Source organism: Robiginitalea myxolifaciens (genome assembly GCF_900115205.1).
In the GTDB taxonomy this organism is placed as follows: domain Bacteria; phylum Bacteroidota; class Bacteroidia; order Flavobacteriales; family Flavobacteriaceae; genus Robiginitalea; species Robiginitalea myxolifaciens.
The window spans coordinates 971,082-997,469 of sequence record NZ_FOYQ01000001.1; the positions used below are offsets into that span (position 1 = coordinate 971,082).

Below are 26,388 nucleotides of genomic sequence, written 5' to 3' on the forward strand. Positions count from 1 at the left end.
AGGTTATTCTTAAATATAGCATTTTCTTTCTAATGCCTTCAATTTAATCGTCGAACGGGAGCTGCGCTGTATATTTTTATACCTTTAAAATTCAATTGATTGGAATGAAAAATACCGCAGTCGTCAGCACGCTTTTACTTCTTGTATTCCTCGCATTTTGGGCCTTTGACGGGACCATCCCGCGCTACGCTCCCGATGGAGACATTCCTGCTGAGAACTTTTCAACGGATCGGGCCATGGACCATGTAAAAGCCATGTCGGCCGAACCGCATGCCGTTGGATTTCCCAATCACAGCGTAGTACGCGATTACATTCGCGCAGAACTCGAAAAACTGGGCCTGGAAACTACCCTGCAAAGCGGATATACTGCCGGAGACTGGGCCAACCTGAGCAAGGCGGAAAACATCCTAGCCCGGATCCCGGGCAGTGGGCAGGGGAAAGCCCTTTTGCTGTTATCGCATTACGACAGTTCTCCCCACTCCTCCTTTGGGGCGAGCGACGCCGGTAGCGGGGTAGCCACGATCCTGGAGGGGCTTCGGGCCTATTTAAGCACCAATCCCAAGCCCGTGAACGACATTATTGTCCTGATCAGCGATGCGGAAGAATTGGGCTTGAATGGAGCTGATCTGTTCGTAAACCAGCATCCCTGGACCCGGGAAGTAGGCCTTGTCCTGAATTTCGAAGCAAGGGGAAGCGGAGGCGCAAGCTTTATGCTCATTGAAACCAATCGCGGGAACGCCCGGATGATCGAAGAATTCGTGGCAGCTGACCCGGAATTCCCCGTGGGTAACTCCCTGGCTTACAGCATCTATAAAATGCTCCCGAACGACACCGATTTGACGGTTTTCCGGGAGGACGCTGATATCGAAGGATTTAATTTTGCCTTTATCGGGGATCATTTCGATTATCATACCGCCCTGGACCGGGCAGACCGGCTGGATACCCGGACCCTGGCCCATCAGGGTAGTTATCTCATGCCCTTGTTGAATCACTTTGCTCAGGCCGACCTGGGAAATCTGAAAAGCCTCAACGACCAGGTTTACTTTAACATGGCCTTTTTTAAGCTAATCACCTATCCTTATGATTGGATCTGGTTGATGTGGGCGGGAACTGTACTACTCTTTATTATTCTGCTGATTTCTGGCTTTCGATCGGGGGCCCTGAGCCTGCGCGGTGTCCTTCTCGGATTTGTCCCAGCCTTGCTTTGTCTGGTAATCAATGGTCTTGCCGGTCATTTTGCCTGGCCATTATTGACCAAACTGTACCCGGATTATACCGATATGCTTCATGGGTTTACCTATAACGGCTATTATTATATCGCGGCTATTGCCGCACTGGCTATCGGGATGTGTTTCCTGATTTACAATGGCTTTGCTAAGCTTAAGACTGCAGATGCCCTGGTGGGTCCTATGGTTTTATGGCTTGCCATTTGCGGCCTCCTGAATTCCGCTTTGAGCGGGGCAGCCTTTTTCCTGATCCCCGGCTTGAGCTTGCTGGCTGGCCTGTGGATCAGCATGCAAAAGGAGGAAGCCAATCCGTATATCCTGGCCTTACTGGCACTACCTGTGCTTTGGATTTTTGCCCCATTTATAAAAGTATTCCCGGTAGGCCTGGGCCTGAAACTCTTAAGTGCTGCAAGCATCATGAGTGTTTTCATCTTCTTATTGCTCCTCGGACTCTTACACCGCTATCCCAATAAAAAGCTTTTAGGAGGTTTAGGGATGCTACTTTTTGTACTATTCATGGTGGGCGCCCATTTCAACAGCTCAAGCACCCCGGAGCGACCCAAACCCACCAGCTTGCTATATGTACTGAATACGGACAGCGAATCGGCCTATTGGACCACCTACGATCAGGTCTTAACATCCTGGTCGGGTGCCTACTTCAAAGAAAGTGTATCCGAGCAAGTGCGGGAGCGCTTCAATAAGCTGAGCAGTAAATACGGCTCTGGATTTTCCAAACTATCGCCAGCCCCATTAAAGACCGTTTTAGCTTCGGAGGTCAAAATCCAGGGGGATACTACGATAGACGGCACCCGTAATCTTAAGCTTAGCCTCGTGCCCCGGCGTGCGATTAATCGCCTGGAAATCTATACGAATGAGACGGAATTGCAGCAAGCCACAGTCAATGGGATCGAACTTTCGGAATACTTCCTGGAGAATCGCTCGAGCCGGCTCATAACCCATTATGTCAGCGATAATGATTCCACCTATCTCGACCTGAGCTATCCTGCGGATCAGCCCCTGGAACTCACCTTGTACGAGGCTTCAAATGATTTGCTGGATAATCCGCAATTCAGCGTTCCGCCCAGACCTGAAACCGAAATCCCCAAACCCTTTGTCCTTAATGACGCGGTAATGACCATTCAAACCCTGAGTTTTGAGTAAAACGGTTGGTGTCCTGGGATGTGGTTGGTTGGGGTTTCCCCTGGCCAAATCACTCATCCGAGAGGGTATTTCCGTTCGCGGAACTACGACCAGCCAGGACCGAATAACGGATTTGGAAGCTGCAGGCATCCAACCCTTTTGCCTGCAACTTACGGCTGAGGAGATACAAGGTCCGATTGCTTCCTTCCTGCAGGGTCTGGATGCCCTGGTGCTGAACATTCCACCTGGCTTGCGCAGCAATCCCGAGACCCGATACACCCCTAAAATAATTCACCTGTTGGACCGGCTTGAACAATCCGATTGCAAACGGCTCATCTATGTGAGCAGCACTTCCGTGTACGGCAATAAGCAAGGAAGCGTCGATGAAGATACACCACCCGAACCCGATAGCGAAAGCGGCCGGCAATTGCTCGAGGCGGAGCAGGCGGTGTTATCGCGCAGTGGGCTCAAAACCCTGGTGCTTCGTTTTGGGGGATTGCTGGCCCGGGACAGACATCCGGTGCGATTCCTGAGTGGTAGGTCCGGCATGCAAAATGGCCGTGATCCGGTAAACCTCATCCATCGGGAGGATTGTATCCGACTCATTCGCGCAGGACTACAGGACCCTGAATTAACTGGTTTGATCAATGGGGTATACCCGGAACATCCGGTAAAATCCGAATACTACACTCGGGAAGCTAAGGCCGCTGGTATTCCTCCACCGCAGTATGAAGACAATGCCCAGCCGGCCACGCCCAAAATCGTGGGGAGCAACCACCCCCTGGGAGCGCAGAAAGCGTTCCTTCGGGGCATATATACCTTCGACCGTTCGGATTTATGAAATGCCGAAGCGGCTTTAACACAATCGATTCGAAAAATTACCTTAATTTTGGCACGCTTTAAAAGCGATTGAAAATGAGAAAATTATTCTTCCTTTTGCTGGTTTTAAGTGCCACAACTTCCTGGTCTCAGGACAATACTGCCCTAATGCAGCATTACGAGGCCTACTACAACCAAATGCGGCAGCAGGCCGACGTTAACGGGGTGATCAATGCCCTGACACACCTGTATGTGCTGCAACCCACCGAGGAACGCCGGGATACCCTGGCCTATCTCTATGCCAATAATGAGCAACACGTTCAGGCCTTGAACCTGGTTGGAATAGAAACCAGCCCGGAAGATTCTGATATCGCAGTCGAAGTCAAAGCAATTTCCCTGAAGGCCATTGGTCAACCTCAGCGCGCTATTGCACCTTTCCAGGAAATTTACAAGCGGAATCCCAACGCCTACATCCTGTATGAACTGGCCGATTTGAAAATCCAGACAGGAGAAAATGCCGGAGCCCTTATCGATATTCAGAAAGGCTTAGAGACCGCAACTGACGAAATGAAGCATGCGTTTTATGAGCGCAACCAGCCTTATGAAGTATCCCTGAAAGCTGCGTTGCTGCATTTGCGCGGATTAGCAGAATACGGGATGAACAAGAACAACATCGACAAGGCCATCGCAAGTATTGATGAAGCCCTGGCGATCAGCCCGAGTTTCAACCTGGCCAGCCTGAGCAAGCAGGCGCTGGAATCCCGTAAATCAGGGGCTGCACCGGGAACGTCGGACAACCAGAATTAGTCGGACAAGCCGAATTAATTCTCCGCGGCGCCTTCTAACAAGGCCTTAAATCCTAAAGCCACGCCGTTAGACCAACCAAATCCGTCCTGGGTGGGATACTCCCCTCCACCGGATAAAAGGGTGGTATCCTGAACGTTGTATTTTTCCATCATTTTCCCGGTGTCCCGGTAAACCTTCTCATTGACGTAGACCCACCGGCGTGCGATTTCCATGGCGAGGTCGTCGTGGCCGTAGCGCTGTAACCCCGCAACCGCCATCCACTGCAGGGGAGCCCAACCATTAGGAGCGTCCCATTGCTGCCCACTGGGCTTCAGGGTAGTAACCAATCCTCCCGGCATCAGGAATTCCATCTCCAGGCGATTCTTTACCGCCTCTGCCTGGGCTTCCGTTGCCAGACCAAAATACAATGGGTACACCCCGGCCAGGGTACGCTCGGAGGTCCTGCTGGAGGAAGTATAATCGTAGTCCATGAAATAGCCCAACTCAGCATCCCAGAAACGGGATTGAAACAGCGCAGCCCTTTGGTCTGCGCTGGCTCCCACACGGTCAGCCTCCGACTCCATGCCACGTTTGCGGTATCCGGCTTCCAGAAAGCGCTCCATGCCATAGATAAGGGCATTGAGGTCTACCGGCAATAAATCAGTAGTCCGGGTAGAGCCGAATTCTCCTTCCTGTCCATACCAGCGACTGCTAAAATCCCATCCGGATGCCGCTGCAGCGCGAAGATTGGCGTATAAGGCAGTCTTGTCGGTTTCACTTTCCAGCTCCCCCGCCAGGTGCAGATCCTCGGCATAAGATTCCGGGCGAGGGGTGGTCCCGCTATCCCAGAATCGATTGGCCAGCGTATCCCCTTGCAGGCGGACTACCCGGGCCGTTTCCTCAGTATCGGAAAGCGTTGAAGCCCCTTCCATCCAGTAGGCGTATTCCTTTTCGACCTGGTCAAAATAGGTGTCGGCCAGGCTGCTGTCTTTTGTGGCCAGGAGTTCCACCATGAGGGTGAAGAATGGGGGTTGGGACCGGGTCAGGTAGTAATCCCGGGTACCGTTGGGAATGAAACCCAAGGTATCGATCAGATAGCCAAAATTCTCCAGCATACTCTCGGCCAGTTGTTCCTGTCCGTCTTCTACCAGTCCAATCATCGTAAAGTAACTGTCCCAGTAATAAATTTCACGGAAGCGGCCTCCGGGTACCACATAGCTTTTGGGTAGCGGTATCTTGGAAGATAAGGGATTGACCTGATCGGCCGGGCGCTGAAGTACCTCCCACATATAATTGATGTGTTCTTCCATAGACCGGGTAGAATCGGCCACAAAATCCCGTTGTTGCATCGGGGCTTCCCGAAAGTGTGCCTTGACGAAGGCGCCAATTTCAAAGTCTTCGTTTTCCCGCTCCGCTAAATACAAGGCCTCGAGTTCTTCCCAGGGACGGTCGCGCAGGAGATCTACGAAGGTTTTGGAATCTTCGAACAAGCCGGCGAGCTGAGCCTCGCGAAACAGTTCGGTTTCATAGAAAGATTCAACGGTAACTTCAGTCTCGGTTGCTGTGCGGCACTGCCAGAAAAGCAGGCCGGCAAAACTGATAATCAGGAGTTTGGTTTTCATAAGGTGTATTAATTTCTGGGAGGTAGTGAAGCCTTGAAAACGCTATCGCGTTCCTTTTTCAGGGCAATGGCTCCCTCAACTTCTTCGTTGGGCATAGTCATGGACAGCACGTAATGGGAGATCTTCCATTTCCCATCTACTTTGATTACCACCCCGGATCCCCTGCAGAGCTTCATCCAGGTATCCAAAATTTCATCGAACCATCCCCACTCCCCGCTGGGATGCAGGTAGATATTTCGTTCTATAGCCGTAAATGACCAGGCCTGTCCCCTTTTAAAATAGGGTTCGGAAAACTCCATAAAGGCGTCCTTCCCCCAATTTTCAGAAGCATCCGTCCCAATAAAAGTGGCGCGTTCTGTCATCAGGGAAAAATAACCTTCAAAATCGGCATCGGCCGCAGCCTTGTGCCATTGGGTGAGCATGGCATCTATGGCAGCACGCTCCGGATCCCCGGACTGGGTGGTTGCCCCCGATGGAGATTCCTGAGCGGCACCCAGGGTACAGCTTGCAAAAATGCAGCAGATAAGAAATTGACGTATCATTTATCGAAGATTGTCGGATCGATATTCATGGCATCGAGCCGGTTGAATTGTTCACGAAGTGCGTTGTACGCTTCAGCGGTGAGGAGCTGGGAATCGCGATAGTTTAATTGGTAGTGGAAATCCTCCTTTAGTTTGAGTAAAAAGGTTCGGACTACCCGAATCCGGCTGCGAATGGAAGGTTTATCGGCATCCGCTGGAAATTCTGAAGTTTCCAGGGCCTGTGAGAGCTCGAGGAGCTCTTCGGCAAGCAGGAGTACTTCCCCGCCATCCTCGGTTTTAAGCAATTCGTCCATGCGCGTCGCCCAATCCTTGTATTCCGTCCAGCCATCCAGCATGGTAGCCACACGCGGTCGCAAGTTAACGGGCTGTGGGATCGCTACTTCCACCACCTGAGCTTCCGGTTCCGCTATTGCTTCCGGGGCTTCGGCATCTCCGCAACCATTTAGGAACAAGACGGCGAAAACAACCAAAATCGCATTATTTCGAAGGAAAAAATGGGTGGAAAACATATAACGAAGTTACAATATTGCGTCGAGTTATCTTTTGGGTAAACCGTTATCTTTGGGCGTAGCTAATCAAACGAACTACATGTCCAAAACAATACTAATTCTGGGAGCCTGCGGGCAAATTGGCACAGAACTCACTCTGAACCTCAGAAGTGTGCACGGGAACGACCGGGTTATTGCCAGTGATATCCGGGAAGGCAGCGGAGAATTGATGTCGTCCGGACCTTTTGAAATCCTGGATGCCACAAACGCCCAGGCCGTCGAAGATGTAGTGGTCCATCACAATGTGGAGGAGATTTACCTGATGGCTGCCCTGTTGAGCGCTACTGCCGAAAAGTTCCCGGACCGCGCCTGGAATCTAAATATGACTTCCCTTTTTAATGTCCTGGACCTGGCCAAGGAGGGGAAGATCGACAAGGTGTTCTGGCCATCGAGCATTGCTGTTTTCGGACCCAATACGCCAAGCGAACAGACCCCTCAGGCAACAATTATGGAACCGAGCACCGTTTACGGTATCAGCAAGTTGGCCGGGGAGCGCTGGTGTGCGTATTACCATCGCAAATTCGGTGTAGATGTACGCAGCGTGCGTTATCCGGGCTTGATTAGCTGGAAAACCCAACCAGGTGGAGGCACCACGGACTATGCCGTTGAGATTTTCCACAAAGCCGTGGCCGGGGAGCCCTATGAATGTTTCCTGAAGGAAGATTCCCGCCTGCCCATGATGTATATGGAGGATGCCATAAGGGCTACCATTAACTTAATGCAGGCCGATGCCGACGATGTGAAAGTGCGGTCCTCCTATAATCTGGCTTCCATGAGCTTTACCCCGGAGGAAATTGCCCGGGAAATCCAAAAGCATAAACCGGAGTTCACTGTCAGTTATGCCCCGGATTTCCGACAAGACATTGCAGACTCCTGGCCCGGGAGTATCGACGACAACCAGGCACGCACGGATTGGGGTTGGGAACCGGAATTTGATCTTTCGGCGACTACAGCCGCCATGCTGGAAGGGCTGGGAGGCTCGCAATAAGCGTCCTTCCAACCGGGAGCATTAAACCGTTGCTACGGGTTCCGGATTGTATTTGAGTTTCTTTTCGATACAGCGAATCATACTGTCGGCAATATCCTTTCCCGTTGCCTTTTCAATCCCTTCCAACCCGGGAGACGAATTGACTTCCAGCAGTAAGGGGCCTTTATTGGAGCGAATGATATCCACTCCGGCAACAGTAAGGTTGAGTACCTTGGCGGCCTTAATGGCCAGACGTCTTTCCTCCGGGGTAATCTTGATTCGGGAGGCCTTTCCCCCCTGGTGAAGATTGGAACGGAATTCCCCCTTCTCGGCCTGGCGTTGCATGGAAGCCACCACTTTGCCATTCACGACAAAACAGCGAATATCCTGCCCATTGGCTTCCTTGATGAATTCCTGAACCAGGATGTTGGTCTGAACACTCTTAAAGGCGTTGATCACACTCTCGGCAGCCTTATTTGTTTCGGCCAAAACCACGCCCTTCCCCTGGGTACTTTCCAGTAGCTTAATAATCAGCGGTGCCCCGTTAACCATCTTGATCAGGTCCTTGGTATCATTGGGCGATTTGGCAAAGCCGGTTATCGGGATGTTGATATCATTCCGCGAAAACAATTGTGACGCGAATAATTTGTCCCGGGACTGGGAAATAGACTCTGCCGTATTCAGGCAATATACCCCGAGATTGTCGAATTGCCGGATCAGGGCACAGCCATAAAAAGTGACCGAGGGTTTAATGCGCGGAATAACAGCGTCGAATTCATTGAGGATATTCCCCCCGCGGTAACGGATTTGCGGGGCTTGTGCATCCAACTTCATATAGGCCAGTTCCACATTGAGGAATACGATCTCATGTCCCCGGGCCTCCGCCGCCTCTACAATCCGTTTGTTGCTGTATAATTCGGGGTTGCTGGCCAGCAGGGCAATTTTTAATCCGGTGCGCTCGGGCTTGAATGAGGCATACAGCCGATCCAGTTCCTCCTGCTCCAAATCCCCCTGGGTAAAACTTCGGGCCGGATCGATCAGGTAGCGATCGGAAAGCGCGCTACGCCCCAGGAGCATGCGATACTCCATGGTATCCCGCTTGGCCAGGGTTAGTTCCGTTTCAAAGATGTCGGCTCCCAAACGGATTTTAGTCGCAACCACCAGGCGTTCTTCGGCAATCCCCAGCGAACTTTTAACCATGCGGCGATCGACCAAACGGGCTTCACAATGTAGCGTGATACTCCGGCTGTCTTGAAGCGGGTTTACCTCGAACTGCACGTATTCTACGGCGTTGCGGTAAATTACCTTGATGTTGTTTGCCTGAATGGACGAGGTTTTGGCTCCGGAATCGACCCGAGCCTTAATGGCCGGGATACCCAGGCCTTCGAAGGCGCACCATTCCTCGCCCCCGAGTATTTTGTGTTCTTGCATGTAAAATTGAATTCCCTTTCGGGCTAATGAAATTATCCTGGGGTTAGTACCCCCTTACCGGTATACTAGGATTCCTCCTCATTGTCCACTTCGAAATCATCGGAAATAGCATCCGGATCATCATCGTCGTAGTCTTCGTAGTCTTCTTCGTCGTAATTGGCCATGGTATGTTCCAGTTTGGCGCTGATCTTGACGAGGTATTTGGTATCCTCAGTCAGGACCTCAACAGCCTCTATCCGTTCCCCCTGCGCGTTGCGAAAGGAAATGATATCGGCATCGTCGTACCCATCCGGATATTCCTCTACCAGAAGACGGAGCACCTCCGGAGTGAGCTTTTTAAAGTCTACTATGACGCGTTTGAGTTGGTCCATAATTACATATCCAAAAGATAGGCAAAAATTAGGGGTGCTACAATGGTTGCATCACTTTCGATGATGAACTTTGGTGTATTGATCCCCAATTTGCCCCAGGTGATTTTTTCGTTAGGTACCGCCCCGGAATAAGAGCCGTAACTGGTGGTACTATCGCTGATCTGGCAGAAATAACTCCAAAAGGGTGTATCGGTTCGCTCGAGATCCTGGTAGAGCATGGGCACCACGCAGATCGGGAAATCCCCGGCTATCCCTCCGCCGATTTGGAAAAATCCAATGCCCTTGGCCGAATTCTCAGTATACCAGTCGGCCAGGAAAGTCATGTATTCGATGCCCGATTTAACGGTCGAGGCCTTTAATTCTCCCTTCAGCACGTAGGATGCAAAAATGTTACCCATGGTACTGTCTTCCCAACCCGGGCAGACCAGGGGAAGGTTGCGCTCCGCAGCCGCATACATCCAGGAATCCTTCAGGTCAATTTCATAATACTCCTCCAGGACCCCGGAAAGCAGCATTTGATACATGTATTCATGGGGAAAATAGCGTTCGCCTTTTTCTTCGGCGGCTTTCCATAGCTCAAAAATATGCTCCTGTAAACGGCGGAAAGCCTCCTCCTCGGGGATACAGGTATCAGTAACCCGGTTCAGGCCCTTTTCCAGCAACTCCCACTCATGTTCCGGCGTAAGGTCCCGGTAGTTCGGGATGCGCTTGTAATGGCTGTGGGCAACCAGGTTCATGATATCTTCCTCCAGGTTGGCCCCGGTACAGGAAATAATATGCACCTTATCCTTACGGATTACCTCGGCAAAAATACGGCCCAACTCCGCGGTACTCATGGCCCCTGCCAGGGAAACCAACATCCTGGCCCCACCGGCCAATTGTTCCTCATATCCCTTTGCGGCGTCCACCAATGCCGCGGCATTGAAATGCAGGTAGTACTTTTCTATAAACTGGGAAATCTGTCCTTTTGTGTTCATTCTTGGGAGAATTTATAACTCAACATTTTATAATACAGTTTGGCCGCCAGAAAGTCAGCAGCCGGATGCGCCTCGTTCGGGCATAATTCCACCAGGTCAAATCCGACGACATTGCGCTCAGCAAAAACCTGTTTTAAAAACTCCAGGGTTTCGTACCACATAAGCCCACCGGGTTCAGGAGTTCCGGTCGCCGGCATGATCGAAGGGTCCAATCCGTCCAGGTCAAAAGTAATGAAGACGTTTTCGGTCATCAGCTCCACCACCTTATCCATCCAGAATTCATCCTCCAGGATTTCGTGGGCAAAAAAGGTCTTCTCGCGATCCATAAAGGACTCCTCCAGAACATCCATGCTGCGGATGCCCACCTGGATCAGGTTTGTGGTTTGGGACGCCTCATGCATGGCACAAGCGTGGTTACAGGCACTTCCCTGATAGGTCGCGCGCAAGTCGGCATGGGCGTCGATTTGTAAAACGGTAAGGTCCTCATATACTTCGTTAAACGCCCGGATTGAGCCAATTGACAAGGAATGCTCCCCTCCGAAAAGGGTGACAAACTTCCCGCGTTTGAGGTATTCCTTGGTTTGCTTGCGCACTACTTCCACCAGGGCTTCCGGACTGCCGTCCTCGGTAATTGCCGGTGCCAGGTAAACGCCTTGCTTGTAGACCTCGGATTCAGTTTCAATGTCATACAGCTCCATATTTTCGGAAGCGTGGAGGAAAGCCTCCGGACCCTTGTCGGCCCCTTTCTTCCAGGTACTGGTTCCGTCATAGGGAACCGGGATCAAAACGATTTTTGCCGTATCGGCCTGAGCGTATTGCTCAGCGATTCCAGCATAGGTTGCATTATTTTTCATTGCGGATTTTATTTATCGGTAACCCAATATTTCCAGATGTTCTTCAGGGCGTTGTTGCTCCCGGAAGACGCTAACTTCCAGACGGCCATCTTCGGTGCGCTGGATAAGCAGGTGTTTTGGCGTGGGGATGAGACAGTGCTGCAGGCCCCCGTATCCGCCGATATTCTCTTGATACGCCCCGGTATGGAAGAAGCCTATGTAAAGGGGTTTGTCCTTTTTAAAGGTAGGCAGGTAAATCGCGTTCATGTCCTGCTGGCTGTTGTAATAATCATCGCTATCGCAGGTAAGCCCGCCCAGCAGAACCCGCTCATAGCGGTCTTCCCAGCGGTTAACCGGCAGCATGATAAAGCGCTTATTGATCGCCCAGGTATCCGGCAGGGTGGTGATGAATGAACTGTCGATCATATTCCACTTTTCCCGATCGTTCTGTTGCTTTTGGTAGAGGACCTTGTAAATGGCTCCGCCGCTTTCCCCTACGGTAAAACTTCCGAATTCCGTAAAGATGTTCGGGACCGGTACGTTGGCCTCTTCACAGGCTAGTTTTATCTGATTTACGATTTCATCGACCATATAGGCGTAATCGTACTCGAAGGCCAGGGAATTTTTCACCGGGAAGCCCCCGCCTATGTTAAGGCTATCGAGGCTAGGGCAAATCTTCTTCAGGCTTACGTAGACCTTCAGACACTTGTTGAGTTCGTTCCAATAGTAGGCGTTGTCCCGAATCCCGGTATTGATAAAGAAGTGGAGCATTTTCAGCGAAACCCCTTTTTGATCCTGGATCTGATCTTTGTAAAAGGAAACGATATTCTTGTAACCTATCCCCAGGCGGGAGGTGTAAAATTCAAACTTGGGCTCCTCTTCTGAGGCAATCCGAATCCCAACCTGCATGGGCTTGTTTACCGCAGCAGTCAGCAATTCCAACTCCTCGTAGTTATCGATAATCGGAATACATCCTTTGTGCCCATTATTGATCAGCCGGGCAATGTTGGAGATGTAGGCATCCCGTTTAAAGCCGTTGCAAATGACATGGGTATGGTCATTGATTTTGCCTTCGCGCTTTAAATGCTCTACGATCTCAATGTCAAAAGCCGAAGACGTCTCAATGTGGATATCGTTCTTGAGGGCTTCGGTAAGCACAAAGTTAAAATGCGAACTCTTGGTGCAGTAACAATAGAAATAGTTACCTCCATAGTTATGGTTCTCGATAGCATCCGCAAACCAGCCTTTGGCCCGTTGGATATTTTCTGAAATCTTCGGGAGGTAATTGAATTTGAGCGGGCTCCCGTACTGGCGGACGAGGTCCATCAGGGGGATGCCGTGAAACTCCAGGCCGTCATTGCCCAGTTCGAACTCCTGGGTTGGAAAGTAATAGGTCTGATCGATCAGATCTCGGTAGGAAACGTTCATAAGGCGTGTGCTGAATGGTTTGAGTCTTCAGCGTTGCCCGGAGCGTTCGCAAAATGTTGTTCGGAAGCTAGCTTTAAATACCGGTCACTTACTCCGTAAGCTGTCGGGAAGTATGACTTCCTGATTCTTTCCGACCCGGCGGTAAAAACAATGTTCATGTGTTCAGCTAGCGCAGGCAAACCGCTTTGCCAACGCGAGTGCAAATGAAATTAAAATTTTTGATAATTAGCGATTTGATGTAAAAAATATTTGAATCATTGAAAATACTTATAAAACCCTGAATTACAAAGTTTTACGAGCTTATTAAAAATCAGAAATATATCGTAATTTAGTAAATACACGATCAAATCCATGTTATGATATTATCAGGAATACTTAAAGTAGGTTTCAAGAGGATTGTAATTGCCTTTTGCGGGGCACTCGCACCGTTTTTTGTTTTGGCGCAACCGGAACCCGGCGTATATCATGCCGAGGAAATCCTCGATAGTGGAACCCGGAATTATCGCCTGATGATCTCGGACAATTATGTGATCCATTCGGTCTTTGAATCCAGCCCTGCCCATTTTTTGGAAACCAAGGGCGGATACTTCCAGGTGGAAGGCGACAGCCTTTTCCTCGACCTGGAGTTCAACTCAAACCTAGAGGCCGATCAAATCCGGGAGCAGCGGTTCCATTTTAGTTATACCGGGGGGAACCTCATATTGAATGGTAACGAAGGCCGGCTGTATCGGCGCATGGCAAAAGTAGAACAGGCCCTGGATGGCGCCTGGTTATTTGCAACAAGAGGCCCTGACGAGGGACAGGACCGCCGTGGGGATGAGAACCCCCGCAAAACCCTGAAGTTCCTGATCGATGGGTACTTTCAGTGGACCGCCTACAATGTGGAGGATATGCGATTCATGGGCTGCGGCGGTGGACGGTATGCCGCCGATCAGGGTGCCTATATCGAAATGATCGAGTATTTCTCCCGGGACGATTCCCGGGTGGGGGCCGAACTTAGTTTTACCTTCGACCGGCAGGGCAACGACTGGCACCATACGGGTAACAACAGCCGTGGGGAACCCATGTATGAGATCTGGGCGATACGTTAAACCGTTTATCTACACTTAATCGCAATCCGTCCCGTTCCTGTAGTTTTTCAGCACATTTCGGGAACTGGCATTTCTTTAATATTCTAGTTTTGGGGTGTAAATGTTACGAATCCCAAATCTTGTATTATGAAAAATTCACTGTTTGTATCGTTCTACCTCAAGACACTTATCTCTGCAATGGTCTTGATTCTCTCTACAGTAACTACAGTTGTGCCTATGAGTATGATCGGAGTTCTCTAATTCCGGTGAATATCGCTTTTACCCCCGCGTTTTTCGAGTAGGCGGATGTTGCGAATCTCAATGCCCTTGTCGATAGGTTTGAGCATGTCGTACAGGTTCAGCGCTACAACGCTGGCCCCGTGCATGGCTTCTACCTCTACCCCGGTTTTGTAGATGGTTTCCACACGCACCTCAACGCGAATTTGTGCATCACTGAGTTCATAGTTGACGCTGGCCGCTTCGATGGGCAGGGGGTGACAATCCGGCAATAGGTCCGGGGTCTTTTTGATCCCCAATAAACCTGCGGCCCGGCTCATTTCAAAGACATCCCCCTTTGGAACGCGATTTTCGCGAATGGCCTGAGCGGTTTCAGCACTCCCAAAGACAACTGTTGCTTCTGCAATCGCAATGCGGTGGGTATTGCTCTTATGTGTGATATCTACCATTATCGTTACGGGTTTGCCGGGCTAAATTTTTGGAAACTAGCGATTCACTTTCCAGGCGTAATCGCCTTCGGAGAATAATTCCTTTCCGAAAACGGGCAGTTCTGCCTTGATGCGTTCCACCAGATAGCGGATTCCATCGAAGGCCTCCTGTCTGTGGGGTGCAGATACGAAGACAAATAAGCAAATTCCCCCTACAGGCACCTCCCCCATACTGTGGTACACGTGCATACAGGTCAACGGGAATTTTTCGAAGGTCGCCTCCCGGATCTCGTGCATCTTTGCATTGGCCATTTCCTCATAGGCCTCGTAGGCAATCCCGGTTACCGTTTTACCTTCAATCTCATCGGCCCGTACCTGTCCGAGGAAAATATCATGGGCCCCGATTTGCGTTTTATGCTGGTGTTTGGCGATGGCCTCAGCGATAAACTCCGGCGCAATGGCCCCGGGTTTAAATATGTTCTTGAATTTGGTCTCCTTCATAATCTTTTATCTTCTCCTGCATGCGCAATTACTACGCTCTTACGTGTGCCACACTCTCCTCTTGCGCCGAGCTTAGCTTTACCTTCGAAGGTAAGCCAATTTTAGAAAACTATTCATAAATTCGCGGGCTGCAAAGCAGCATCCGGCCCCATAGTTCAATGGATAGAATAGAAGTTTCCTAAACTTTAGATCCAGGTTCGATTCCTGGTGGGGCTACTGACAAGCACAAAATACCCCGGCGAGAGCCGGGGTATTTTCGTTTTAGGGGGTGGCGTCGAAAGCTCGCTTTCGTAAGGCAGCCAACGAAACGAAAATCCAGGCTTGCGAATGCAAGCCTGGGTATTTTGTATTTCCAGCACGAGCTACCCCAGGAACACCGAGCACATGCGAGGTATCTCCTGGTGTATAGATACTAACTTTCAATCCTCTGCAGTAGCAGGACTGATCACCGTAGACAATTCACGAATATTATTGATGGGAAAACCTCCCTTTGCGGCGTGCTCTTTGAGCAATTCTTCGTTTTCCGCCTTGTATACGCATATTACTTTGTCATCGGTCACATAGCTATGTAACCATTCAATCCCAGACCCCATCTCAAATAAGACTTCATTGGATTTCTTTGAGATTCCCTGTAATTCCTCAGCAGACAGGTCGCCGGCATTCGGGATAACGCGCTCAATAACATAGGTCTTCAATTCGGCCTGGTCGGCTGTGTTGGTATTTGTTTGGGCCAGGGTAGTATGACCTGCAAGTACAACGAGTAAAAAGCTTAAGAGATAGTGCATTTTCATGACGATAAGTTTTAAAAGTTTATACCTCCAAAACTAGATCGTGGACTGATGAACAACTATCAGGGATAAATCAAAAAATAACAGAGAGGGTTCAGCTGGCCTGATAGGACTTTTGGTAGGTCAGGGGTAAAAGCTCAAATCGCTCCTGAAAGCACTTGGTAAAATACGAAGGGCTCCCAAACCCACTATCGAAGGAAACCTGGGTGATATTGCGATCGGTTCGCAACAGGGATAAGGATTGCTGTAATCGAAACTCTTTGAGTAATTCATTGGGTGAAAGGTCAAAAAGGGAAACACATTTGCGATAGAGCTTGGATTTACTCATACTTGCACGGCCTTCAAAATCCTTGATGCTGAATTTAGGGTTTGCAAAATTATCCTGGAGGATAGTCATTAAAAGCAGCATACTATTCTCTTCTACAGGAGGATGGGAAAGAAAGCTAGTGGAATCATTTAAATCGCTTTGGCCATCGTCCTTGTATAATTCCCTTATGATAGAAGCCATAACAATCTGATTCGGGCCGGCAGTCAGACAGAGGTAATCCGCCAGTTTAATTACGTCCCCAAAGATGCTCTTGTCCTTGTCCACCGGCATCCCCGCATTGATGCCTATACGCATCTCGATTAATTCTCCGGCGATGTGCAGCTGTTTCTGTACCGCCGCGGCACAGGCTATTGCCTGGGTAACCGATACAAATGAAGCGATAAAGCGCTCCCCGACTAATTCCACCTCCCTGCCCTGATTGGCCTTGATCTGCTCACGCATGATCTCGTGATACAGGGATAGCAATTTATGTGCTTTGTTAGCGCCTATTTTCTGCTTAAGTAAGTTAGAATCTTCGGCCTTTGCGACCAGAATAATCCGGAAGGAAGGATCATTGAAGATCTTCAGGTCGGGATCATCAGCATCATAGTACCCTTCCGGGTCTGTGACTCGGCCTAAAAAGGCTTCAACTACATTGCTATTAACCTGAACAATTTCATGGGGAATCAACCCATGGGCCCGATCGTGCATCTCCTTTACCGCCTCCTCATTCGGAGCATCTATCAAACAGAAGGCACTTCCTCTTTCTTCATCGACCCAATAAGTCATGCATCTGCATCCGTATTCGTCCTGAATTAACAAGTCCTCACGGTGGGCTTGAGCCGCATGTTTGGCTTCGATTCCCGGTACGATATGTCGATCCATATAGATTGGCATGCCCCTAATTACGTGATCCTACTGTGTTGAAAATATGACATATAGACCATAATTTATCAAAATTGGATCAGTTTTAAATGTTTCTACAACCTTCGATAGCAACATTCCCGAAGTTTTCTGATGATTGAAAAACGTTGATATTTACCTGATCTGTAACATCCGTTGTTTTTCAGGCTCTTTAAGAGGTGAATTACTATTAGAACTTATGCGTGTATTAATTACCTTACTGCTTTTTGCCGGGGGCACCTGTCTTATTTCGGCCCAAACCTCTTTAGCCGAGATCGACCTGGATTACGGAAATTACACGGTTGGCTTCCAGCACTATACCCTTTCCGACAATACCCGCACATACAACAGGATCTACGATTATTCTAATGAAAAGATAGCCAGACCTATACCGATAAGTCTGTGGTATCCCGCAGAGGCAAATTCAAGCACAATAACGCCATTGAAAGTTCTGGATTACCTTGAAATCCTGAAGGAGGAAGAGGAATGGGAACACCTACCCAATGAACAAATCCTCAATTGGTTCTATTATGCCAACACGCCTCAAAATCAGAAACACCTACCCGAGGTCAGTCAAGCCCACCCAAATGCACCCAAGCTGAATGGTAAATTTCCTGTAGTAGTTTACGCCCCGAGTTTTCAAGCCTCGTCCATCGAAAACTTCGGACTCTGTGAATATCTGGCCAGTCATGGATACGTTGTGATCTCCAGTCCCAGCCGGGGTACGGAAACCCGTTGGTTTATCGATAATTACCCGATGGAAATGGAAACTCAGGCCCGGGACGTCGAATTCCTGATTCGCGAAGCAAAAAAACAGTCCATAGTCGATCCTGATCTCGTCGCTTTGATGGGCTTCAGTTTCGGAGGCTTGTCTAACATTGTAGTGCAGAACAGGAACGACGCTGTAAAAGCAGTGGTGAGCCTGGATGGGACTGAGCGTTATCAGTATGAACTCTTGATGAAATCCCCTTTTACATACCCGGACAAACTCGATGTTCCTTATCTCCACATGGCGCAGAAAGTAATCCCAAAGCAGGTTCTGGAAGCCGATAATATTCCTGAGGCATTAAACACTACGTTTCAGCTTTACGATAGTATCTCCCTTACTCAGGCTTACAAAGTTCGGTTTCATAACCTTACCCATAGCCATTTCAGCACCCTTGGGGTTTTGTTCTCAAATCGGGACCCCAGGCAGGATAAGAGCGATCCGAAGATCATGGAATCCTATAAATTGATGGCAGCTTTCACCCTCAATTTTCTGAATACCCACCTACAACTTAATTCTACCAGCCCAAATGATCAAAGTAATGATCTCGGTGAATTCAGTGATTCTTCAGAGCTTTTGACGGTTGAAAGGAAAACAGGAGGAAAGGATTCTTTTAACTATAAGGACTTCAACGATCTGGCTTCAACCCAAAACTATGAAAACCTGATTCCCCTATACGATTCCCTTAAAGCAGCCCATCCTGAATTGGCACTACCTGAAGGGGTGTTGAATACCCTGGGATTACAATTGGTTTTTAACCCGGAAAAAGGTAGCGCCGGAATTAGTGTTTTTCTATTAGCACTACATCTCTATCCTAACTCGGCCAACCTCTACGACAGCATGGCCGAAGGCTATTTGTTCCTCGGCGAAGAACAAAACGCTAAGGATTCATTTAAGAAATCCCTGGAGCTCAATCCGGAAAACCAAAATGCCATAAAACGATTACAGGAACTCAGAAAGTAAGCAGTATTACTCCAAATTGTAGCACTTTAAATCCTTCCCTGGATGCTCTGTAGCCAGTGAAAAAAGGCCAAATTCCGGGACTTCATACGTTGCAATATGCGTTTCCCGCATCCATTCAGGTGCCACGTCAGGTAGGTGCTCGAGGGTGGGTACCTGCTCCAAAACATTGATTCCCCTTAAGTCTATCGGAGTGGATAGTCCGAACCCCGCTTTTTTGATCAGGGCTTCTTTGCGGGTCCATAACTGGTAGAAACGCGCTGCTGAATCGGATCCTCCCGCCGAGATATAATCCATTTCGGAAGCGCTGTAAACCCGACTTCCAACTTCCTGCACATCGATTTCCGGATTATGCCATTCCACATCAATGCCCAGCTCCTGGTTGCGATCAAAGGCAAGGGCTATCCGATCCCGGCTATGGGATAAACTAAAATTCAATCTGGCCCCTACAGGTAAGTAGGGCTTCCCAAAGTCCCCCCTGGAAAACTCCTGAGAACTGAGTTCATCACCGCCAAAAGCTTTAAGGACCTGGCGAAGGACCGCATGGGCAGCGACATAAGTCTGTCGATCTTTGTCAAACATAAAACGCCCGCCACGCTCGCGTTCCTCCTGAGTTATTAAGGCCTCAAGATGTGGGTATTGCTGTATAATCTCAGAATTAAATACCAGACAACTTCCTTCCAACCCGCTGGCCTGAAGTTTCTCCAAACCGGCCAGGGATAAGCTGTTTACTTCGGGGGTGATTACTGCGAACATGCCGATTCGATGTGTTGGCCCAACAAGGCCACATGGGGCTCCTCAAAAATACTGAAGTGGTTGCCGCTATTGTACACCACCTCGGGTTCCTGCCCAAGCCAGTGCGTCCACCGTTCGATCTTTTCTTCGATCAGATCGGGATGCTCCTCCCGGATCAGGATCAGGGTTGCTTTATTGCGCACGATCTTCCACTGGTATTTCAGAAAAAGGTTGTGCAGGTTTTCCCGAATCTTACGCAATTGCAGGGTTTCGCGCTGGTTGAAGATTTTTAACACCAAGGGTTCCAGGTGCCTTCGGTAGCGATAGATGACTGAAGATTTTATTGTAATCAGGGGGAATCGCTTTAATCGCTTTAAATACTCAACGGAACGTCGGTTGTCGGTGTAGCTGGCTGCAAGGGATGGTGCCAGAGCTGTACTGTCTATGATAATCAGGTTGGGACTTCGGTCCTTTTTCTTTAACTGCTGGGCCATTTCAATAGCAAGGGCACTGTAGCAATAATAGACCAGGTTTACCTCCTCCCCGTCATAAACCTCATTGATTTCCCGGAGATAATCGCTGGCCATCTCCTCAAGGCTCTCATGCTGATCAGTTTCGCCATTAACCCCTTTGGGCTGGAGCAGATAAATAGGTCGGTCCGGGTCCAGATACTTGCTGAGCTCGCGGTAAAACAAGATATGACCTTCGCCCCCGTGAACACAGAACAAAGGAGCTTTCGTCCCAACGGTCCTCAGAGGAACCAGGGAGGTGGGCTCGGCTACCCCTGTGTCTTCTTGATGCACCAGATTGCTCGCCAGGTCTTCAATGGTCGGATGGAATAAAATAGTCGTTGGAGGCAACTTAATGCCGATTTCCTTTTCGATTCGCGCAAAAAGGTGAATCACATCGAGGGAGGTTCCCCCTGCATTGAAGAAATCCTCGCGCACACCGATTTTTTCAGTCCCCAATAACTCGTCCCAAATCTGCTGGAGCGCAGTCTCTTCAGGATTGGAAGGCTGCTTACCAGGACTGCGTTCGTTATATCCGCCGTTATCGCTGCCCACCGCGGTCTTACTTGCCGAGGGAAGTTCAAAATCCACAGGGGAAAGTACTTCGCTAAGGCCGGAAGCAGTTTGCGGAAGTTCCGAAATGAACTCACGAATTAGCACCATGAGGTTTTCACCGAGCCAATTGGGAATCGGAGAATCCTCGGGCTCATGACTGATTAGCGAAATCTGAATTTCCCGCCCGGGAACCACGATCAGATTTAACGGGTAATTCGTGGTAGCTCCGCTTTTGAACTGATCAATCGAAATAGTATTGGAGGCGGGCGTATCCCAGGGATGACTCTCAAAAATCAGCAGGGATTCTACCGCCTGGGACCAGGATTTATTTTCAAAGTACTTTTCAAAGTAGGAATTCGGTGTCTGTTCGTATTCCAGAGCCGCCATATCGCGCTGCTGAATTTCACCAAGCCAGGTCTTGAAGGGTGTATCCTCTGCAATGGAAATTCTTACCGGTAAGACATTGGTAAACATCCCCACGGCTTGCTCCATACCGGGTAATCCATTGGCCCGACCGGAAACCGTGGCCCCGAAACAAGAATCCGAATTGCCGGTAAGGCTCGCCTCGAGGATTGCCCACAAAGCGCGGAAAACCGTATTGGGACTTACCTGTAGTACTTTGGCATGTTCCAGAAATCCTTGGGTTTCCGCTACGGATAATCTGAATTCCCTCTGCTGCGGCGGGCCCAATCGATATCGCGCCGGGTAAACAGCCCGCTCCTTACTAAAATTCCTGAAGTAATCTGTCCAAAACGTATCGCGAGCAATCGCATCGATCGATTCCGAGTGTTTATAGATGGTCTGCAAGGCCGGGATTCCCGGCAGCACTATTGGCTTACCGACCAATAGCTGGTCATAGGAAAGGACGAGCTCAGTTAGTAAATTAGTACTGGACCAGCCATCGAGCAGTATATGGTGAACCGGCCATACGATCCAATGTTCTTCGGGAGCTGTCTGCACGATATGGAGCTGGGTTAGGGGAACTTCCTGAAGGTCAAAAGATCCTGCGATTTCTTCCCATAACTTTTCAAAGTAGCCCTCGAATGAGGTGTTTGTAGGCACTTCATTGCGGGTGATCTTCACAGCGGCCGATTCGTGAATTACCCATGCGGGTTGGCTGAGGCCTTCGAACCGGACACTACTGCGCAATACTTCATGGCGTTGGACCAGACTTTGTAAGGCCTGCGCGAATACATCGGCATTCAGCTTTCCGGTTATCCGGAATCGCATCGGTAGAAGTCCCTCGTCCTCCTTACTCGTCCTGCGGTGGATGAGCAAGGCATGCTGGATTTCAGTAAGGGGGAGGATATTAGAAATACCGGTTGCTGATGAGCCTTTGACTTGTTGTTGGATTTGAACCAGGTCGTTCTGATCTAAGCCAGTCATGGGGAAATCCGAAGGGGTAAAATGCCGCTCCGATACCAGCGAACAGTGTTCTGTTATAGCCTGCAATTCCTGCTCATAGTCCCGGAGTAAGTTGCGAACATCATCCGCGGTGAGCACTGCAGGGTTATAGGAGAGCTTATACACCAGTACGTTACCTTCCATCCAGGAGTTCATCTCGAGATTGTGCTGGCGTTCACTCTGCGGATGCCGTAGATTCTCTACAAATCCTTCAAATACAATTCCATTGGTGTTCTTTCCGGCTTGGACTTCGCCGGTATAATTAAAAACCAGTTGTGGGTGAAACGCCAGTAATTCCTCCTCCATGGTGGATTCCATCCCATACCGGAGCAATCCATATCCCAGGCCTTGATTCGGTATTTTTCGGAGTTGTTCCTTTACATAAGGGAGGCAGTTTTCGGGACTTTGATCCGAATCGGGAAGCTTCAGGGTGATCGGAAAAAAAGAGGTCAACCATCCTACAATGCTGCTGAAATCGGAATGAAACGCTTCCTGTGGCCTACCTGTTCGTTCCAACCAAAGCGATAACCCATTCCGGTGGGTTACTTTTTGGGTGGCCCGCAAGAGGGCCGTTAGTAAGACTTCATCGGTTTTGGTCCCATAGGCGCGATTTACCTCCGACCAGGTATTTTCTGTATCGAATAGAACTATCCGCCCTTCTACTTGTGAAGCTTGTTCCTCAGAATAGGCAGGAGTCTTTTGATCTCCGGGCCAAACAGCCGGATGTCTTTGTTGGCGTTTCCAAAAATCCAAATTTCCCGAAGGCAATGCGCTTGAGAAATGCTCCTTTAATTCCTGCATCCAGGAATAGGGAGTATCTGTTGCTTTGTTTACTGGGGTTCCTTCCTCATGGCTAAGGGCAAGCTCGAAATCTTCCTGCAGTATTTGCCACGAAACCACATCCAAAAGCAAATGATGGGCCACGAGGAATATCCTCGGATTCCCTTGGGGTGGCATAAAATAGAAGGCCTTGAACAGTGGGCCATCCGTTAAATCAAAACCTGCTTGTTCGCGGAGCAGGACCTCCTGAATAAAACGCTGTTGTTCCGATTGCACCGTAGTCTCCATTGCTGCAACTATCACGGAATCTTTTGGGATTTCCCTGGATTGAATGGTCCAGGATGCCTCCGATTTATGAAATCCGCTGGACAGTCCCGGATGCCGTTCCATCAGATAGCGGATCGCCGTATTGAGTTTCCCCGGATCAATATTCCCCAAGCCGTGAACTTCGACCCCCATATTCCAAAAATGAGGGGCTTTTTGATGGGTTTCAAAAAACCACTGTTGGATAGGCAGGAGTTCCCAATTGGCATCGGATTTCTCCTCTATCGAAGTGGCTTCGGCTTTTTCCAGAAACAACGATAATTCCCGGATTGTGGGATAGTTAAAAACCTGGGCGGGGTGTATGGTGAACCCCTGCTTGCGTATGGCTGCAATTAATTGGATACTCTTAATAGAATCCCCCCCAAGGTCAAAATAGTTATCGTCCAAGCCCACGTGAGCAACACCTAAAAGGCGTTTCCAGATGTCCCGAAGTACAGCGGCAGTTCCGTCTACCGGCTCTTCGGATTTTTCAGCTTGAGGGCCGGTATGATCTCGTAAGAGCTGCAGCAAGGCATTCCGGTCGCTTTTGCCATTGGGAAGCGTTGGGATACGCTCCACTTGGACCAATTGGTTCGGGATCATATACCCCGGAAGCGATCCGGCGAGGATTCGTTTAATCTCCCCGAATGAGATGGTTGCCTTAACCGTGTAGGCCGCTCGTAATTTGTTCTCGGATTTATCCCATAAGACATGCGCCTGGTCTATTGCGTCAACAGCCCTCAAACGTTCTTCAATCTCCCCGAGTTCCACCCGAAATCCCCGGATTTTTACTTGTTCATCGGCCCTCCCGAGGTAGTAATAGTTGCCGTCAGCGCCCAATTTGGCAAGGTCCCCGGTTTTATACAACCGAACGGTATATTCTGGATGCAAAGCCACCTCCCGGAATGGATCACTACTGCTTTTCGGCGGCTTCAGATAGCCTGGCGTAAGTCCGGGACCACCGATATAAATCTCCCCGACAGCCCCCTGTGGAACCAGGTTCTGATTTTTGTCCAGGAGAAATATGCGGGCCCCGGCAACCGGTTTCCCAATAGGAACCTGTGTATCAGCAGGACTAACGTTATGAGCGATACACCAAACGGTGGCTTCTGTAGGACCGTATTCGTTATACAAGCCTGTATTGTTGAGCTCCGTAAAATGTTTTTGCACTAATTCCGCAGGGCAGGCTTCCCCGGCAACCACTACTCCCTGCAGCTGGTCAAAAGTGTTGGGGGGACATACTTCCAACAGGACTTTATAAAGCGAGGGCAGCATCAAGGTGTGGCTAATGGAAGCCTCTTGCAGAATCTTACCCAGTTGCAGGGGATCCTGTTCTATGCGCTTGGGAGCGAGAACCAGGGTTCCGCCTGTAGTAAGGGTCCAAAAGATTCCGGCCTTGGAACTGTCAAAGGATATGGAGGAAAGCAATAGGAAAGCCGACGGATTCTCCGGATAAAAATCCAATCGGCCTGCCGTCGAGTCCAGAATATTTCCATGGGTTACCGGCACGCCCTTCGGCTGACCCGTACTCCCGGAGGTGTAGATCATATAGGCATAATCCTCCCGCCCAACAGAAACCAAAGAAGGTGGTGTATTGGTGGCTTGCAGGTCTTCAATAATCAAGGGTTCAATGCCTAAAGCCGCCAGTTTTGGAGCCAAATCGGACTGGGTCACGATCTTTTTGATTTGTGCATCGCCGACCATAAACTGCAGGCGTTCATCGGGATATCCGGGGTCCAGGGGCAAATAAGCGTGGCCCGACAGGAGGATGCCGAGCATCCCGGCAATCATATTGCAGGAATTCTCCATGCAAAGACCAACAATCCCCTGATGCTTTTCGATCTGTAGATGAAAGGCCACTTTTCCCGCCTCCAGAATCAACTCCCTGTACGTCATTTTCTCGTCCCCGAATTGAACGGCGACCTTGTCGGGATGATGCTTGGCGATTTCGAGAATTACCTCGTGAATCCCCTGATAATCGGCAAATGGTAATTTTTGACCTGCGGGCTCCTCAAGAACAGCTTGTATTTCTTTCGGGCTAAGCAGCGGGATTGACCCAATAATAATTTCGGGCGTATCCACCACCTGACTAAGGATCATTACCAGGTGTTTCTGAATGGCATCGATGGCCTCCGGACTGAACTTTGCGGTACTGTATTCGATCAGGGAGCTGATTACGCCCTGGTCTTCCTCGAATCCAAATGTGATATCGAATTTGGAATAGTCCAGGGTATAGTCTTCTGAACAGGTCAGCTCCAAGTCTTCCCCAAAAGGGGGTTCTTCCGGTTTCTCGAAGTACAGGAACATGGAATTGAAAAACGGGTTGTCCTGATAGGCTCGGGTTGGATTGACTTCCTTCACGAGTACTTCGAGGGGGACGTCTTTATGTCCAAGAACCCGGAACCAATCCGCATTCAGGTCCATGATGTACTCCCGGAAGGTTAGGTCTGGCTGAACAGTACTTCGCAAGACCAGGGAATTCAGGAAAAATCCCATTACGCGGTCCAATTCCTTGCTGTTACGCGTTGAGATAGGTGTTCCCACCGCAATGTCTTCCTCCATGGCATATCGGGAAAGCAACAGGTTGTGCACACCTAGAAATAATACAAATGGAGTAATCTTTAAGTCTTTGGCCAGCTGCAGCGCGCGGGTGGAAAGCTCTTGTGATAGGGCAAATTTCTGGTGCTTCCCCGCAAATTGCGTTTCACTCAGGCTGGCTTCGGCATCGCCGAGTTGCAAGCTCGGGATATCCCCGGCCAGAAACTTTTTCCAAAAAGGGATTTGATCCTGGTACTGCTCCCCTTTACCAGCTTGTGCGGCATAGGCAGTAAAACTTGTTGTTCCTGAAGAGGTGGCAGGGGTTTGGCCTGCCCGAAATTCCTTGTAATATGCTGCCAGGTCTTCCTTGAAAATTCGAATGGACCACTCATCGATGATGATATGATGAAAGGCCAGTAACAATTCATAAACCGCGTCCTCAAGGCGCACCAGGGTACAGGAAAATAAGGGTGGCTTATCCAGCGCAAAGCGGTGATTCCCCCGCTCCCGGAACAGCGATTCCCGGCGTTTATCCCGTTCTGACGCATCAAATCCCCGAAGGTCTACACGGGTAAGTGGAAGGTCAACATCCTTGTGCAACACCAATTCCGGAACCCCATCTTTGCCTGGATAACTAGTTCGCAACACATCTTGTTTTTCCAGGATTAGTTCCAGGCTCTTTTCCAGGGCTCCAACATCGAGATTCCCTTTAAACTTCAGAAGGGTTACATAGTTGTAGAACGAAGACCCGGGATACAGGTTTTGGAGGATCCAAAGCCGTTTCTGATCTCGTGTAGGCACAGGTATAGCGGGTGCAATCGCGGCTGGCTTTTCCTTTTTAGCTGTTGCCTGTTGCTGCCGGGATTTCCACCGCTGTAATGCGGAATTTTGCGAGTTCCCTTCCATTCTGTGGC

Annotated in this window: 20 protein-coding genes and 1 tRNA gene; 7 read left to right on the forward strand and 14 right to left on the reverse strand. The window is 49.6% G+C overall.

Annotation, left to right across the window (positions count from 1 at the left end; translation table 11 throughout):
• Nucleotides 1–104: 104 nt before the first annotated feature.
• The 3 genes from BM318_RS04290 (at nucleotide 105) to BM318_RS04300 (ending at nucleotide 3,992) form a co-directional block, all read left to right on the forward strand.
• Complete coding sequence (locus tag BM318_RS04290; RefSeq protein WP_092980943.1) at nucleotides 105–2,387, forward strand: M28 family peptidase; 2,283 nt, start codon at nucleotides 105–107, stop codon at nucleotides 2,385–2,387.
• Entirely contained in the window at nucleotides 2,380–3,207 is an 828-nt protein-coding gene (locus BM318_RS04295) for an SDR family oxidoreductase (protein WP_092980945.1), read from the forward strand. The genes BM318_RS04290 and BM318_RS04295 overlap by 8 nt, the downstream gene beginning before the upstream one ends.
• 74 nt (nucleotides 3,208–3,281) lie before the next feature.
• Nucleotides 3,282–3,992, forward strand: a complete 711-nt coding sequence (locus BM318_RS04300) for a tetratricopeptide repeat protein (RefSeq protein ID WP_092980946.1) — start codon at nucleotides 3,282–3,284, stop codon at nucleotides 3,990–3,992.
• A gap of 14 nt (nucleotides 3,993–4,006) precedes the next feature.
• On the opposite strand, the gene treF is transcribed toward BM318_RS04300, so the two are convergent.
• Genes treF through BM318_RS04315 form a run of 3 tightly spaced genes read right to left on the reverse strand, consistent with a single transcriptional unit; the run spans nucleotide 4,007 to nucleotide 6,644 of the window.
• Complete coding sequence (treF, locus tag BM318_RS04305) at nucleotides 4,007–5,593, reverse strand: alpha,alpha-trehalase TreF (protein WP_092980947.1); 1,587 nt, start codon at nucleotides 5,591–5,593, stop codon at nucleotides 4,007–4,009.
• Nucleotides 5,594–5,601: 8 nt separating this feature from the next.
• A complete protein-coding gene (locus BM318_RS04310) occupies nucleotides 5,602–6,135 on the reverse strand; it encodes a nuclear transport factor 2 family protein (protein ID WP_092980949.1) in 534 nt (177 codons plus the stop codon).
• Complete coding sequence (locus BM318_RS04315) at nucleotides 6,132–6,644, reverse strand: hypothetical protein (protein ID WP_092980951.1); 513 nt, start codon at nucleotides 6,642–6,644, stop codon at nucleotides 6,132–6,134. The genes BM318_RS04310 and BM318_RS04315 overlap by 4 nt, the downstream gene beginning before the upstream one ends.
• A gap of 79 nt (nucleotides 6,645–6,723) precedes the next feature.
• On the opposite strand from BM318_RS04315, the gene BM318_RS04320 reads away from it, so the two are divergent.
• Nucleotides 6,724–7,671, forward strand: a complete 948-nt coding sequence (locus BM318_RS04320) for an NAD-dependent epimerase/dehydratase family protein (RefSeq protein WP_092980952.1) — start codon at nucleotides 6,724–6,726, stop codon at nucleotides 7,669–7,671.
• A gap of 21 nt (nucleotides 7,672–7,692) precedes the next feature.
• Here BM318_RS04320 and rimK read toward each other — a convergent pair whose 3' ends face one another.
• From rimK to BM318_RS04345, 5 genes are all read right to left on the reverse strand, one after another.
• Entirely contained in the window at nucleotides 7,693–9,081 is a 1,389-nt protein-coding gene (gene rimK / locus BM318_RS04325) for a 30S ribosomal protein S6--L-glutamate ligase (RefSeq protein WP_092980953.1), read from the reverse strand.
• Nucleotides 9,082–9,146: 65 nt separating this feature from the next.
• The gene (locus tag BM318_RS04330) at nucleotides 9,147–9,452 is read right to left on the reverse strand and encodes a hypothetical protein (protein ID WP_092980955.1); all 306 of its coding nucleotides are present in this window, start codon (nucleotides 9,450–9,452) and stop codon (nucleotides 9,147–9,149) included.
• Nucleotides 9,453–9,454: 2 nt separating this feature from the next.
• The gene (locus tag BM318_RS04335; RefSeq protein ID WP_092980956.1) at nucleotides 9,455–10,429 is read right to left on the reverse strand and encodes a deoxyhypusine synthase family protein; all 975 of its coding nucleotides are present in this window, start codon (nucleotides 10,427–10,429) and stop codon (nucleotides 9,455–9,457) included.
• On the reverse strand, nucleotides 10,426–11,283 hold the full coding sequence (gene speB, locus BM318_RS04340) for an agmatinase (RefSeq protein ID WP_092980957.1): 858 nt from the start codon (nucleotides 11,281–11,283) through the stop codon (nucleotides 10,426–10,428). Before speB ends, BM318_RS04335 begins: the two co-directional genes overlap by 4 nt.
• A 12-nt stretch (nucleotides 11,284–11,295) precedes the next feature.
• The gene (locus BM318_RS04345) at nucleotides 11,296–12,690 is read right to left on the reverse strand and encodes a type III PLP-dependent enzyme domain-containing protein (RefSeq protein WP_092980959.1); all 1,395 of its coding nucleotides are present in this window, start codon (nucleotides 12,688–12,690) and stop codon (nucleotides 11,296–11,298) included.
• Between the two features lie 356 nt (nucleotides 12,691–13,046).
• On the opposite strand from BM318_RS04345, the gene BM318_RS04350 reads away from it, so the two are divergent.
• Nucleotides 13,047–13,781: a hypothetical protein gene (locus tag BM318_RS04350; RefSeq protein ID WP_245759733.1), complete on the forward strand. Its 735-nt coding sequence runs from the start codon at nucleotides 13,047–13,049 to the stop codon at nucleotides 13,779–13,781.
• Between the two features lie 236 nt (nucleotides 13,782–14,017).
• Here the strand turns inward: BM318_RS04350 and moaC are convergent, their stop codons facing one another.
• Complete coding sequence (gene moaC / locus BM318_RS04355) at nucleotides 14,018–14,446, reverse strand: cyclic pyranopterin monophosphate synthase MoaC (protein ID WP_092980960.1); 429 nt, start codon at nucleotides 14,444–14,446, stop codon at nucleotides 14,018–14,020.
• Between the two features lie 36 nt (nucleotides 14,447–14,482).
• Nucleotides 14,483–14,926: a molybdenum cofactor biosynthesis protein MoaE gene (locus BM318_RS04360; RefSeq protein ID WP_092980961.1), complete on the reverse strand. Its 444-nt coding sequence runs from the start codon at nucleotides 14,924–14,926 to the stop codon at nucleotides 14,483–14,485.
• Nucleotides 14,927–15,070: 144 nt separating this feature from the next.
• Between BM318_RS04360 and BM318_RS04365 the strand changes: the two genes are divergently transcribed.
• Nucleotides 15,071–15,142, forward strand: a tRNA-Arg gene (locus tag BM318_RS04365).
• Nucleotides 15,143–15,345: 203 nt separating this feature from the next.
• On the opposite strand, the gene BM318_RS04370 is transcribed toward BM318_RS04365, so the two are convergent.
• Both BM318_RS04370 and BM318_RS04375 read right to left on the reverse strand, forming a co-directional pair.
• Nucleotides 15,346–15,717: a DUF4242 domain-containing protein gene (locus tag BM318_RS04370; protein ID WP_245759734.1), complete on the reverse strand. Its 372-nt coding sequence runs from the start codon at nucleotides 15,715–15,717 to the stop codon at nucleotides 15,346–15,348.
• A gap of 91 nt (nucleotides 15,718–15,808) precedes the next feature.
• The gene (locus tag BM318_RS04375) at nucleotides 15,809–16,906 is read right to left on the reverse strand and encodes a nickel-binding protein (RefSeq protein WP_177218255.1); all 1,098 of its coding nucleotides are present in this window, start codon (nucleotides 16,904–16,906) and stop codon (nucleotides 15,809–15,811) included.
• A 217-nt stretch (nucleotides 16,907–17,123) separates the two neighbouring features.
• On the opposite strand from BM318_RS04375, the gene BM318_RS04380 reads away from it, so the two are divergent.
• Nucleotides 17,124–18,653, forward strand: a complete 1,530-nt coding sequence (locus BM318_RS04380) for a prolyl oligopeptidase family serine peptidase (protein WP_092980964.1) — start codon at nucleotides 17,124–17,126, stop codon at nucleotides 18,651–18,653.
• A gap of 6 nt (nucleotides 18,654–18,659) precedes the next feature.
• On the opposite strand, the gene BM318_RS04385 is transcribed toward BM318_RS04380, so the two are convergent.
• Entirely contained in the window at nucleotides 18,660–19,406 is a 747-nt protein-coding gene (locus BM318_RS04385) for a 4'-phosphopantetheinyl transferase family protein (RefSeq protein ID WP_092980965.1), read from the reverse strand.
• The gene (locus BM318_RS04390) at nucleotides 19,394–26,380 is read right to left on the reverse strand and encodes a non-ribosomal peptide synthetase (protein ID WP_092980966.1); all 6,987 of its coding nucleotides are present in this window, start codon (nucleotides 26,378–26,380) and stop codon (nucleotides 19,394–19,396) included. Before BM318_RS04390 ends, BM318_RS04385 begins: the two co-directional genes overlap by 13 nt.
• Nucleotides 26,381–26,388: the final 8 nt, after the last annotated feature.